Below are 13,222 nucleotides of genomic sequence, written 5' to 3'. Positions count from 1 at the left end.
GGCGGAGACCGCGTCCGGGAGTCGCCTCAGCACGGCGCGCCGCTCCGCGCTGACCGCGCGCCGTGCGCGGACGGGCCCCGACGACGCTGGGCGGGTCGACCGCGCGCCCGTAGAATTCGACCACCATGGTTACCTCGACGGCTTCCCCGCGCCAGCGGCTGCGGGACACGATCGTCAACGCCGCCCGGGCACGGACCATCGCCGTCGGGTGGGACGCGGTCCGGATGGGCGGAGTGGCGACCACCGCCGGGGTGAGCCGGCAGACCGTCTACAACGAGTTCGGCAGCAAGGCGGGCCTCGCCGAGGCGCTCGCCCGTGCCGAGGTGGACCGGTTCGTCGGCGACGTCCGCGACGCGCTGCTCGCGCACGGCTCGGACGTACGGGCCGGCGCGTACGCCGCCATCGCGCACACCCTCACCGCGGCGGCGGAGAACCCGCTGGTCAAGGCGATCCTGACCAGCGCCCGAGGTGGGTCGGACGAGCTGCTGCCGTACCTCACCACCCGGGCCGAGGTGGTGCTCGCCGAGGCGTCCGGCGCGCTGATCGACTGGGCCGGCGACCACCTGCCCGGGGCGGATCAGGGCGCGCTGGCGTTCGCCGCCGACACCGTCGTCCGCCTGGTGGTCAGCCACATCGTGCTCCCCCGCGAGCCGATCGAGCAGACCGCGACGGCCCTCGCCGACCTCGCCGTCCACCTGTTCAGCGCCGCCGCCCGGCCAGCCCGCTGACCCGCACGCGCGGCGCTGGTGGGGTCAGCGGATGACGCGACCGCGCAGGATCGTGCGGGACGGGGCGCGCACGACGCGCAGGTCGCCGCGAGGATCTTCGGGGTAGACGGTCAGGTCGGCGAGGCCGCCCTCGACCAGGCCGGGGAAGCCGAGCCATTCCCGGGCGCCCCAGGAAGCGGCGGCGAGCACGTCGACGGGTGCCATGCCGGCCCGGTCGTGCAGCAGCAGCATCTCCTCGGCGGCCAGTCCGTGGTCGATGCCACCGCCGGCGTCGGTGCCCACGTAGATCGGCACCCCCGCCTCGTGCGCGGCACGCACCACCTCGGGGAAGCCGTCGCGCAGCGCCAGCATGTGCTCGGCGTACCCCGGGAACTTGCCCCGTGCCTGCTCGGCGATGCCCCCGAAGGTGGCAATGTTGATCATTGTGGGGACCAGCGCGGTGCCCTGGCGGGCCATCTCGTCGATCAGGTCGAGGCTGAGCCCGGTGCCGTGCTCCACCGAGTCGACGCCGGTCCGCACCATGATCTCGACGGCTGATTCGGAGAAGGTGTGCACCGCGGCGCGTACCCCGGCGTCGTGCGCGGCCCGGACGGCGGCGGTGAGGGTGTCCGCGTCCCAGGTCGGCGCCAGGTCACCCACGCCCCGGTCGATCCAGTCGCCGACCAGCTTGACCCAGCCGTTGCCGGCCCGTGCCTGCGCGGCCACCGTCGCGGCCACCTCGGTCGCGTCGACCTCCACGCCGATGTCGCGCAGGTAGCGCTTCGGCGGGGCGACATGCTGGCCCGCGCGGGCCAGTCGCGGCAGGCCCGGCTCGTCGTCCAGTTCGGGGTACGGGTACGGCGAGCCGGCGTCGCGGATCGCCAGCACCCCGGCGTCCCGGTCGGTACGGGCCAGCTCGCGGGCCTGGTCGAGCGAGGTGATCGGGGCGCCACCGCGGGCGATGCCGATGTGGCAGTGCGCGTCGACCAGCCCCGGCAGCACGAAGCCGCCGTCGACGACGGTGTCCGCGCCGGGCACCGGGGTGAAGGTCACCCGGTCGCCGACCAGCCAGAGATCCCGGACCTCGTCGTCGGGGAGCAGCACGCCGCGCACATGAAGAGCCATGCGCACAGTCCTACCCGATCACTCCCCGTCGGGGGCGAGCAGGTCGTTCTTCCGGGAGGTCAGCGCCGGCAGGTCCACCGAGACCTTCCACGGGCGCTCGGTGACGAACAGATCCTCGGTGTGGGCGACCTGCTCGTACTCGCGGTTGACACCGAGGGCGTACTCGGTGAGCGTGACGCGCTCCTGCAACGGGTCCACCACCCAGTAGGACTGCACGCCGGCGTGCGCGTAGACCTTCGCCTTGTCGTACATGTCGCGGAAGGTGGAGGTCGGCGAGACGACCTCAACGGCGAGCAGGGCGTCCTCGACCGGGACGGGCGACCGATTGGCGTGCGTACGGCGGATGACCACCACGTCGGGGCGTGGCTCGTTGCGCCGGTCCACCCGCATCGGCAGGTCGATGCTGACCAGATATTCCGTCGGGCAGTTGACACGGAGCGTGAGCAACAGCTCGACGCAGAACTCTTGATGCACGGCAGTGGGCGACGGCACGATCAACCTTCCGTTGATCAGTTCGTACGGAAGGTTCTTCGGCAAGTCACCGAGGTCGTCGACCGTCCACTCGTGCCGTTCGGGCAGGGTCGGCGCTGCGGTCATGTCATCTCCTCCGAGGGGGCGACATCACCCTAAGCGCTGGATCAGTCGCCCGCCGTCACCAACATGCGTCAGCGCGGGCCCTTGTCGCCACCCTTGCCGAGCTTGTTGAAGTCGATTTTCGGCAGCTTGAAGCCGGGCGGCAGGCCCTGGCCGGCAGCGAGATCGTTCGGGTCCATCCCCGGCGGGAGCTGCGGCATGCCACCCGGGAACCCGCCCGGGATCCCGGCGCCGGTACGCGGACGACCGCCGCCCTTGGTGCCCTTGCGCTTGTTCTTCGGGCTCTTGGTGGCCTTGCGCCGACCGCCGCCGGGCAGGCCCATCATGCCGCCCATCTGCTTCATCATCTTCTGCGCGTCGGCGAAGCGGTTGAGCAGTTGGTTGACGTCCATCACGGTGACCCCGGAGCCGTTGGCGATGCGCGCCCGGCGGGAGCCGTTGATGATCTTCGGGTTGGTCCGTTCGCCCGGGGTCATCGACCGGATGATCGCGGTGACCCGGTCGAAGTGGCTGTCGTCCAGCTCGGCGAGCTGGTCCTTCATCTGCCCCATGCCGGGCATCATGGCCAGCACGTTGGCGATCGGGCCCATCCGCCGGACCGCGATGAGCTGGTCGAGGAAGTCGTCCAGGGTGAACTGCTCACCGCCCATCAGCTTGGCGGTCATCTTCTCCTTCTGATCGGAGTCGAAGGCCTGCTCGGCCTGCTCGATCAGAGTGAGGACGTCGCCCATGCCGAGGATCCGGCTGGCCATCCGGTCGGGGTGGAAGACGTCGAAGTCCTCCAGCTTCTCACCGGTGGAGGCGAAGAGGATCGGCTGCCCGGTGACCTCGCGGACCGACAGCGCGGCACCACCACGGGCGTCACCGTCAAGCTTGGAGAGGACAACGCCGGTGATGCCGACGCCGTCGCGGAACGCCTCGGCGGTGCGCACGGCGTCCTGACCGACCATCGCGTCGATGACGAAGATGACCTCGTCCGGCGAGACGGCGTCGCGGATGTCGGCGGCCTGCTGCATCATCTCGGCGTCGATGCCGAGGCGGCCGGCGGTGTCGACGATGACGATGTCGCGGGCGGCGCGCTTGGCGTGCTCGATCGAGGCGCGGGCCACCTGCACCGGGTCACCGGTGCCGTTGCCGGGCTCCGGGGCGTACACCTCGACGCCGGCCCGACCACCGAGCACCTGGAGCTGCCCGACGGCGTTGGGGCGCTGGAGGTCGGCGGCGACGAGCAGCGGCTGGTGACCCTGGCCCTTGAGCCAGCGGGCCAGCTTGCCGGCGAGGGTGGTCTTACCGGAACCCTGGAGGCCGGCCAGCATGATCACCGTGGGTGGCTGCTTGGCGAACTGGAGCCGTCGCCCCTCGCCGCCGAGCACGTTGATCAGCTCTTCGTTGACGATCTTGATGATCTGCTGGGCCGGGTTCAGGGCCTGGGAGACCTCGGCGCTGCGGGCGCGCTCCTTGACGGCCGCGATGAAGCCCTTGACCACCGGCAGCGCGACGTCCGCCTCCAGCAGCGCGAGGCGGATCTCACGCGCGGTGGCGTCGATGTCGGCGTCGGTGAGCCGCCCCTTGCCGCGGAGCTTGGTGAAGATCCCGGACAGGCGGTCACTCAAGGTGTCAAACACGCGAACATCCCGTTTGTCAGTGTTCCGGCGGGCACAACGCGGCCGGCACTGCGGAGTCCGGCCACCGCTAGGGTAGCCGCCCGGCGGCAGGGCCGCTGTCGGCCGGCCCGGCTGACGTGGGTCCGCGCGGCTCGCACCGTGCCGCAGCGCGTCGAAGACGCACTCGTCCGGCAACGAGCGGTATCGCGGGTACGCCCCCGGACGTGCCCGCCACCGGGACAGAACTGCCGATCGCGCCGCGCTGCCGGCAGACATCCTGACGAGCCTGATGACTGTGAGGCATCACGCTCGTGGGAGTGACCGGGCTGGCACGACGGCCAACGGCCGATCAGCGCTCGGCCGCGTCAACGCGCCGCGGCCGGCAGCGACGCGGACGGTGCCGTCGTGGGTCACACGGCGGCGAGGACCGCGGCCTCCAGGCGGGCCCGAGTGTCGTCGTCCGGCCACCCGCCAACCAGGTAGAAGGCATCGACCACGTCGGCGCCGAGGGTGGAGATGCGGGCCGCGCGGACCAGCGCGCCGGCCTCGTCGAGCGCGCAGGCGACCCGGTAGAGCAACCCGGCCGCGTCGGCGGCGCGCAGTTCCAGGAGTACGGCGTCGGTGGCCGCCTCGCGGTGCCAGACCACCCGGGGAGCCGCGCCGCCACCACGGCTGGCGAGCGCACGACCGCGCAGCCGTTGGGTGACCGACACGTCGCCGGCCACCGCCCGGCGCAGGTCGGCGCGGAGGGGGACCGGATCCGGTGGGAGCCCGTAACGGGGCTGCACCCGGCACTCGACCAGGGCGCGGCCGTCGACGGCGGAGGCGTCCGCGGAGATCACCTCCAGCCGGTGCAGCGCCAGGCAGCCGGCCACCGTGGCGAGCAGACCACGCCGGTCGGCGGCGGCGACCGACACCCGGTCGCCGGTCAGGTGGACGACCGGCAGTGGCCCGGCCAGCAGCTCCGGGTCCGGGGCGGGCGGCTCGGGGAGCACACCGGTGTCCAGGGCGGTACGCACCCGGGCGACCAGCTCGGCGACGAGTCGACCCTTCCAGTCGGACCAGGCCGCCGGCCCGGTCGCCGCCGCGTCGGCGCGGACCAACGCGTGCAGCAGGTCAAGGGTGCCGGTGTCGCCGACCGCCTCGGCCACCGAGGCGATGGTCACCGGGTCGGCCAGGTCCCGACGGGTGGCCACGTCGGGCAGCAGCAGGTGCAGCCGGACCATCCTGCCGATCAGCTCGACCTCCGGGGCGGGTAGACCGACCCTGGTGGCCACCGCCCGGGCGACCGGCACACCGACGGTGCTGTGGTCACCGGGGAGGCCCTTGCCGATGTCGTGCAGGAGCGCGCCGAGGAGCAGCAGGTCGGGGCGTTCCACCTCGCGGGCGTGCCGGCTGGCGTCATGGGCGGTCTGCACGAGGTGCCGATCGAGGGTGAAGCGGTGCACCGGGTTGTGCTGGGGCAGGCTGCGCAGCCGGGTCCACTCGGGCAGCCAACCGTCGACCAGCCCGTACCGGTCGCAGGTCTCCCAGGCCGGCACCAGGCCGGGGCCGGCGCCGAGCAGGGTGATCAGCGCGGCCCGGGCCTCGGCCGGCCACGGGGCGGGCAGCGGCGGGCAGTACGCCGCCAGCCACTCGCAGGTGGCCCGCGCGATGGGGATTCGGGTGGTGGCCGACGCGGCGGCCACCCGCAGCGAGAGGCTCGGGTCGGGGCGGGCCCCGATCGCGGTACGGGCGAGCACCAGCTCGCCGTCGTGTTCGACCACGTCGCGGGCGACCGGCCGGCGGGCCGGACGGCCGTTGCCGCCCCGGGAGCGGTCGGAGCGCAGCCGGTCGGCGGCCCGGAAGGCGTCGTCCAGGGCGTGGCTGATCGTGCGGGCGTCACCGGCGACCCGACGCAGCAACGCGTCGCCGTCGTCCTGGCCGAGCAGGGCGGCCACTCCCTCGCGCTCCTGAGCGACCAGCCGGTCGACCCGTCGGCCGACCTGCTGGTGCAGGGCGTCGCGGGTGTCCAACAGGCGCAGGTGGGCGGCGCGTACGGCGGGACGCAGCGCGTCGGTGACGCCGGCGGCGGAGATCGCCCGCAGCAACCCGACGTCGCGCAGACCACCGGCGGCCTCCTTGAGGTCGCCCTCCAGCAGGAACGCCAGCTCACCGTGGGCCTGCCAGCGGCTGGTGGTGACCTCCCGCAGGCCGGGCAGGTGCCGGACGGCGGTGCGCCGCCAATGGTCGGCGGCGGTGCGGATCAGCGCGTCGGCCAGCGCCTGGTCCCCCACGACCAGCCGGGCGTCGAGCAGCCCGAGGGCGACCTTGACGTCGTCCTGGGCCACCGAGAGCGCCTCGGCGACGGTGCGTACCGAATGGTCGAGCCGCAGGCCCGCGTCCCAGATCGGGTACCAGACCGAGGCGGCCAACTCGTCCGTGCCGGGCACCCCGGCGTGCACCAGCACCAGGTCGAGGTCGCCGTACGGGGCGCACTGCCGCCGACCCAGCCCTCCGACGGCCAGCAGTGCCACCCCGTCGCGCGCCGGCAGCAGCCCGCGCAGAAAGCTGTCGTACGCGGCTGCCCGCGCCTGTCGGGCCGACTCGCCGATACCCCCGGGAACGCCGACGACCTCGTTGATCAAGAAGTTCGCGTCGCCGTCGTTGGCGTGTCCTGACGCGTTCTTCCTGATCAACGAGGTCATGTCAGTCGTGGCCGAGGTCAGAGTGCGTCGAGGCCGCGTTCGCCGGTACGAACCCGGACGACCTCTTCGACACCGGTGACCCAGACCTTGCCGTCACCGATCTTGCCCGTGCGGGCCGCCCCGACGATCGCGTCGACGACCTTCTCCACGTCGATCTCGTCGGTGAGCACCTCGACCCGGATCTTGGGCAGGAACTCGACCGTGTACTCGGCACCCCGGTAGACCTCGGTGTGCCCCTTCTGCCGCCCGTACCCCTGAACCTCGCTGACGGTCAGCCCGGCCACCCCGAGGGCGTGCAGGGCCTCCTTCACCGCGTCCAGTTGGTACGGCTTGATGACTGCGGTCACCAGCTTCATGTCCAACCCCTCCATCCCAGGAACGTTAACCGGCGACCTTTTCGCTGACCGGCTCTGCGGGCTCCGCCTCCGGCTTGGCACCGCTCGCCGTGCCGCCGGCGGGGGTACCGATGCCGGCCATCGCGAAGGCACTGCCCGTGCCGCCGCCGGCCGGGGACAGGTCGTAGCTGCTCTCGGCGTGCTCGGCGATGTCGATGCCCTCGACCTCCGCCTCGCCCTTGACGCGGAAGCCGATCGTCTTCTCGATGGCGAAGGCGAGCACCCAGGCGATGCCGAACGACCAGACGGTGACGATCAGGCCGGCGAGGGCCTGCCGCCCGAGCTGGGTCACGCCGCCGCCGTAGAAGAGACCGTCGGAGGCACCCACCACGTCGGTGATCGCGGAGTTGACCGAGTTGGTGGCGAAGAGGCCGAGCCAGAGCGAGCCGATCCAACCACCGACGAAGTGCACGCCGACCACGTCGAGCGAGTCGTCGTAGCCGAGCCGGTACTTGAGGCTGACGGCGAGCGCGCACACCGCGCCGGCGACGATGCCGAGCAGGACGGCCGCCCACGGTGCGATGAAGCCACAGGCCGGGGTGATGGCGACCAGACCGGCGACGGCGCCGGACGAGGCACCGACCATCGTCGGCTTACGGGTCTTGACCCACTCGACCGCGATCCAGCCGAGCACCGCCGCTGCCGTGGCGAGCTGGGTGTTGATGAAGGCGAGGCCGGCGACCGAGTCGACGGTCAGCTCCGAGCCGGCGTTGAACCCGAACCACCCGAACCACAGCAGACCCGCACCGAGCGCGACCAGCGGGATGTTGTGCGGCTTCATGCCCTCGCGCGGCCAACCGAGCCGCTTGCCGAGGACCAGGGCCACGGCCAGCGCCGCCGCACCGGCGTTGATGTGCACCGCGGTGCCACCGGCGAAGTCAAGTGCGTGGATGTCGCCGCCGATGATGCCGCCGCCCCACACCCAGTGGGCGACCGGGAAGTAGACCAGGGTGGCCCAGCCGAAGGCGAACAGCAGCCAGCCGGCGAACTTGGCCCGGTCGGCGATGGCGCCGCTGATCAGCGCCACGGTGATAACCGCGAAGACCATCTGGAAGGCCATGAACACGTAGAGCGGGACCCCGATGCCGCTGGGGTTCTCCGCCGTGGCCCCCCACAGGTCGGTCTCAGCGAGGAAGGTCTTGGTGCCGAGGTACGCGCCCGGGTCGCCCCAGAAGCCGTTCACGTCGGTCCCGAAGGCGACGCTGAATCCGTAGAACCACCACAGAATAGAGATGAGCCCGATAGCGGAGAAGCTCATCATCATCATGTTGAGTACGCCCTTGGCCCGGTTGAGGCCGCCGTAGAACAGCGCCAGTCCGGGGGTCATGAGCAGCACGAGCGCGGTCGAAACCAGCAGCCAAGTGGTATTGGCGCCGTCGATCGTCGGTGCTTCAGGCACGCTGGCCTCCTAAAGGGTGAAGTCCTCCTTCGCGGCTTTCCGGGGCAGCGTCGCCCGTAGGCCGGTTGCGCGGAAGCTTCGCGGCCGGCTGTTTCACCGAGGGGCCCGTGCGGGTTTCCGTTTCGTGACGGGTTGTTTCGGACGTGTCACGAAGTCTGCACAGTCAGCAGCATGGACGACCGTGGATCGGCCAGGCGGCGACCGTCGATGGCTGACCGGTCAGCCGCATCGACCGATCCGACGGTCAGCGCAGCGCGTTCTCCAGAGCGTGCCGCTCGTAGTCGAGCAGCCGCAGATCCCGCATCGGTCGGCGCAGGTGGCCCTTGTGCACGATCCGGACGAACGCCGGTTCACCGGCGGCGGCCATCCGACGGATCCCCTCGACGTGATCCACGATCCGTTTACGGATGGTCCGGATCAGCCGGTGCCGGTCCCGGGGGATCAACCCGTACGCGTCGGCGAAGAGCCGGAGTCGGCGCGGCCGGTCCGGGTGCTTCCAGCCGAGCGTGATCGAGTCACGGTCCGCGAAGATCGGCACCCACGTCCAGGCGGCGTACGCCACGTCGTAGATCCGCGCTCCCGGCGAGGCGAGGTCGAAGTCGATCAGCCCGAGGGTGCCGTCCGGACGCCAGATCACGTTGTGCGGCGCGGCGTCGTGGTGGCAGATCACCTCGGTGTCCGGTGGTGGCGGCCCGAACGAGCGCCAGACCGCCGACTGCGGTGGGGTGAAGCCGTACTGCGCGTCGTGGAACATCCGCAGCATGGTGGCGACGGTGACCAGGGCCTCGTCGGTCACCCAGTGCGGGGCGAGCGGATATTCTCCGCACTCCCCCTCCAGGTACGACAGCACCTCACGGTTGCGCTCGTCCATCCCGAGCGCGCGGGGGGCGCCGGTGAACCCCACGTACTCCAGGTGGCGCAGCAGCGCGTGCACGGACGGGGTCCACGGCCCGGCGTTGCGCCGGACCGTGTCGCCCACGCGGACAACGGTGCTCACGTTGCCGCCGTGCAGCGGGATCTCCTGCGAAGTCACGTACGGTCTCCCGAGGCGCTGCGAAGCATGGCCGGGGTCGCGCCAGCCCGCGTATGCGCGATCGTCGGTGGTCACTCGAGACTACGCGTCCCGGCCGGTGGCCTCGGTCCCCAGCAACGCGTCGACGAACTGCGCGGGGTCGAACGGGGCCAGGTCGTCCTTGCCTTCACCGAGGCCGACCAGCTTCACGGGGATGCCGAGCTTGCGCTGCACCGCGATCACGATGCCGCCCTTGGCGGTGCCGTCGAGCTTGGTCAGCACCACACCGGTCACGTTGACCACCTCGGTGAAGACCCGGGCCTGCTCCAGGCCGTTCTGCCCGGTGGTGGCGTCCAGGATGAGCAGTGTCTCGTCGATCGGGCCCTGCTTCTCCACCACCCGCTTGACCTTGCCCAGCTCGTCCATCAGGCCGACCTTGTTCTGCAGGCGGCCGGCGGTGTCGATGAGCACGGTGTCCACGCCGGTGTCGATGCCGCGCTTGACGGCGTCGAAGGCGACGCTGGCCGGGTCGGCGGCCTCGGGCCCCCGGACGGTCTCCGCGCCGACGCGCGAGCCCCAGGTCTCCAGTTGGTCGGCGGCGGCGGCCCGGAAGGTGTCCGCCGCGCCGAGCAGCACGCTGCGGCCGTCGGCCACCAGCACCCGGGCGATCTTGCCGCAGGTGGTGGTCTTGCCGGCGCCGTTGACGCCGACGACCAGGACGACCGCCGGCACGCCCTCCTTGGGGGCGGTCCGCAGCGAACGGTCCAGGCTCGGGTCGAGGGCGTTGACCAGCTCGGCGGCGAGCAGGGCCCGCAGCTCGGAGGCCGAGCGGGTGCCGAGCACCCTGGTCCGCTCGCGGAGCCGGTCGACGATGTCACGGGTGGCGTCGACGCCGACGTCGGCGGTGATCAGGCTGTCCTCGATCTCCTCCCAGACGTCCTCGTCGAGGTGGTCACGGGCGAGCAGGCCGAGCAGGCCCTTGCCGAACACGTTCTGCGAGCGGGACAACCGCGAGCGGAGCCGGACCAGCCGCCCGGCGGTCGGCTCGGGGACCTCCACCTGCGGTTCGAGCACCGGCGGTGGTTCGACCAGGACACCGGTGGACAGATCAGACTCCGGTGCCTCGACCGGCGGGCCGGCGAGATCCTCCTCGGCTCTGGTGTCGACCTCGGTACGCGGCAGCGGGGGCTCGGGCCGCCGCCGCAACCGCGGCACGACCAGCCCGACTGTGCCGGCGATCAACACACCGAGCAGGACCAGAGCGAGGACGAGATATTCGGCCATGCCGGAATCCTGTCAGATGCGGGCGGCGGCGTCCCAGCCACCGCACCCCGAGCGGCGCCCAACGCCTCAGCCACCGCACCCCGAGCGGTGTCCAGCACCTCAGCCACCGCACCCCGAGCGGCGCCCAGCGTCCCCGCCACCGCACGCGGCCGGTGCCCGGAAACCGGCGGTAGGCTCGCGCCATGTCCGCCGCACACCTCCTCATCGGCCCACTCCTGCGGCGCGTGGTGGACACCCGGGCCACGATCTGGGTAGAGACCGCCGCGCCCGCCGTGGTCACCGTCCGTACCGCCAGCGGCGCCACCGGCACCGCGCCCACCTTCTCGGCGTACGACCACCACTACGCCCTGGTGGTGGTGACGGGGCTCACCCCGGACAGCGAGACCAGCTACGAGGTGCTGATCGACGACGAGGTCGTCTGGCCGGTGCCGAGCAGCGGGTTCCCGCCGAGCGTGATCCGCACCCGGGCTGCCGACGACCGGGACCAGCCGGTCAACCTGATCTTCGGCTCCTGCCGGGAGACCACCCAGCACGCGACCACCCGGAAGCTGCCGCCGGACGCGCTCGACGCCTACGCCCGGCGGTTGATGGCCGACCCGGAGTCGAACCCGCTGCCCGACCTGCTGGTGCTGCTCGGTGACCAGGTCTACGCCGACGTCACCTCGCCGACCGTTCGCCGGCTGCTACGTCGACGGCGGCGGCGGCCGAAGGGCGCTCCGGCCGATCAGGTGGTGAGCTTCGACGAGTACACGAAGCTCTACCTGGAGTCCTGGCGTGATCCGGAGATCCGCTGGCTGCTCTCCACCGTGGCGAGCGTGATGATCTTCGACGATCACGAGATCATCGACGACTGGAACACGTCGGCGGCGTGGCGGGCCGAGATGCGCGAGCAGCCGTGGTGGCAGGAGCGGATCGCCAGTGGGCTCGCCTCGTACTGGGTCTACCAGCACCTGGGCAATCTCTCCCCCGACGAGATCGGGGCCGACCCGGTCTTCGCGAAGGTCACCGCAGCCGAGGACGCCACCAGCGTGCTGCGCGAGTTCGGCCACCGGGTCGATCAGGAGGCCGACCTGGCGCACGACACCGAGCGCTGGCGCGCGGTGCAGTACCAGTGGAGCTACGCCCTGGATCTGGGCCGGACCCGGCTGGTCATGCTGGACAACCGGTGCAGCCGGGTGCTGGAGTCCAACAACCGGGCGATGCTGCCGCCCGGTGAGTGGGCCTGGTTCCTCGACCAGGCGCACGGGGTCTACGACCACCTGGTGGTGGGCGCGTCGCTGCCCTGGCTGCTGCCGCAGGGCATCCACCACATCGAGGCGTGGAACGAGAAGCTGGCGGACTCGCGCCGACCGTGGGTGGCGCGCGGGGCGGAGAAGCTGCGCCGCGCTCTGGACCTGGAGCACTGGGCGGCGTTCCGGCGGTCCTTCGAGGCGCTCGCGGAGACGTTCGCCCGGATCGGCACCGGCACGCCGCGGCAGTCCGGCGCGCGGGTCGGGGCTGGCCCGGCGTACGCCCCACCGGCGTCGATCAGCGTGCTCTCCGGTGACGTGCACCACTCGTACGTGGCGCGGGCCCGGTTCGCCGACCCGACGGTGGTCACGCCGGTGCACCAGCTCACCTGTTCGCCGATCCACAACCAGGTGCCGGCCGGCATCCGGCCGCTGATGCGGTTGGGCTGGTCGCCCGGGCCGGCCGGGGCCACCCGGGCGCTGGCCCGTTCGGCGGGCGTACGCCGGCCGGGGGTGCGCTGGCGCAAGCTGGCCGGCCCCTACTTCGGTAACGCGGTCGCCACCCTGACGCATCGGGGGCGTGGGGCGGATGTGGTTATCGAGGGCACCACGAAGGACGGGCACCTACGCCCGGTGATGCGGCGTCAACTCTCTGGCGGCGGTGAGCCGGCCGCGCCGTAGTCTCTACGCCGTGGATGAGCACCTGCCGGAGCCGATCCGGGCGGTTGAGCACGAGTTGACCGCTTTGCTGCGCCGTGGCCGGGCGGTCTCCTGGGAGATCGCCCGGGAGGTACACCCGAACCTGGAGCCGAACACCTACGGGCTGTTGCTCTGGCTGCGCCGTAGCGGGTCGATCCGGTTGACCGAGTTGGCCGCGCGGCTGGGCGTGGGCAAGGGGACGTTGAGCCGGCAGATCAACGCGTTGGAGGTCCTCGGTCTGGTCCACCGCGACCCCGATCCGACTGACCGGCGGGCCGCGCAGATCGGCCTCACCGAGGAGGGGCAGCGCCGCTTCGACGTTGCCCGTGCGGCACGACTGGGCGAGTTCCTGCGCGCCCTGGACGGCTGGCCGGAGCGGGACGTCGAGGAGTTCGCCCGGCTGCTGGGCCGGTTCAACGACTCCTGGCAGTAGCCGTCTCCGACGAGGAATAGGGCACCGGTCCGTCAAGTTGTTGCTTCAGGCAAC

11 protein-coding genes are annotated in these 13,222 nt (G+C 71.9%); 3 read left to right on the top strand and 8 right to left on the bottom strand.

Going from position 1 to position 13,222, the window contains the following annotated elements:
- Window positions 1–125: 125 nt before the first annotated feature.
- The gene (locus tag EV382_RS32190; protein ID WP_130408144.1) at window positions 126–728 is read left to right on the top strand and encodes a TetR/AcrR family transcriptional regulator; all 603 of its coding nucleotides are present in this window, start codon (window positions 126–128) and stop codon (window positions 726–728) included.
- 24 nt (window positions 729–752) lie between these two features.
- On the opposite strand, the gene EV382_RS32185 is transcribed toward EV382_RS32190, so the two are convergent.
- The 8 genes from EV382_RS32185 to ftsY all read right to left on the bottom strand — a co-directional run bounded on the left by EV382_RS32185 (window position 753) and on the right by ftsY (window position 10,807).
- Entirely contained in the window at window positions 753–1,832 is a 1,080-nt protein-coding gene (locus tag EV382_RS32185; protein WP_130408142.1) for an amidohydrolase family protein, read from the bottom strand.
- A gap of 18 nt (window positions 1,833–1,850) precedes the next feature.
- The gene (locus EV382_RS32180; protein ID WP_130408140.1) at window positions 1,851–2,429 is read right to left on the bottom strand and encodes a Uma2 family endonuclease; all 579 of its coding nucleotides are present in this window, start codon (window positions 2,427–2,429) and stop codon (window positions 1,851–1,853) included.
- A gap of 68 nt (window positions 2,430–2,497) precedes the next feature.
- The gene (gene ffh, locus EV382_RS32175) at window positions 2,498–4,051 is read right to left on the bottom strand and encodes a signal recognition particle protein (protein WP_130408138.1); all 1,554 of its coding nucleotides are present in this window, start codon (window positions 4,049–4,051) and stop codon (window positions 2,498–2,500) included.
- Window positions 4,052–4,440: 389 nt separating this feature from the next.
- A complete protein-coding gene (locus EV382_RS32170; RefSeq protein WP_130408136.1) occupies window positions 4,441–6,717 on the bottom strand; it encodes a [protein-PII] uridylyltransferase in 2,277 nt (758 codons plus the stop codon).
- Window positions 6,718–6,734: 17 nt separating this feature from the next.
- Window positions 6,735–7,073, bottom strand: coding sequence for a P-II family nitrogen regulator (locus EV382_RS32165; RefSeq protein WP_208648869.1), 339 nt, complete (start codon window positions 7,071–7,073; stop codon window positions 6,735–6,737).
- A gap of 25 nt (window positions 7,074–7,098) precedes the next feature.
- Window positions 7,099–8,511, bottom strand: coding sequence for an ammonium transporter (locus EV382_RS32160; protein WP_130408134.1), 1,413 nt, complete (start codon window positions 8,509–8,511; stop codon window positions 7,099–7,101).
- A 244-nt stretch (window positions 8,512–8,755) separates the two neighbouring features.
- Complete coding sequence (locus tag EV382_RS32155) at window positions 8,756–9,619, bottom strand: phosphotransferase (protein ID WP_208758534.1); 864 nt, start codon at window positions 9,617–9,619, stop codon at window positions 8,756–8,758.
- Window positions 9,620–9,625: 6 nt separating this feature from the next.
- Window positions 9,626–10,807, bottom strand: a complete 1,182-nt coding sequence (gene ftsY / locus EV382_RS32150) for a signal recognition particle-docking protein FtsY (protein WP_130408132.1) — start codon at window positions 10,805–10,807, stop codon at window positions 9,626–9,628.
- Between the two features lie 182 nt (window positions 10,808–10,989).
- Between ftsY and EV382_RS32145 the strand changes: the two genes are divergently transcribed.
- Window positions 10,990–12,717, top strand: a complete 1,728-nt coding sequence (locus EV382_RS32145) for an alkaline phosphatase D family protein (RefSeq protein ID WP_130408130.1) — start codon at window positions 10,990–10,992, stop codon at window positions 12,715–12,717.
- A 10-nt stretch (window positions 12,718–12,727) separates the two neighbouring features.
- Window positions 12,728–13,168 (top strand): MarR family winged helix-turn-helix transcriptional regulator, encoded by a 441-nt coding sequence (locus EV382_RS32140; protein WP_244236884.1) that lies wholly within the window; start codon window positions 12,728–12,730, stop codon window positions 13,166–13,168.
- Window positions 13,169–13,222: the final 54 nt, after the last annotated feature.

This window comes from Micromonospora violae, assembly GCF_004217135.1.
GTDB classification, from domain to species: Bacteria; Actinomycetota; Actinomycetes; order Mycobacteriales; family Micromonosporaceae; genus Micromonospora; species Micromonospora violae.
This window is presented reverse-complemented; position numbering and strand designations above follow the sequence as displayed.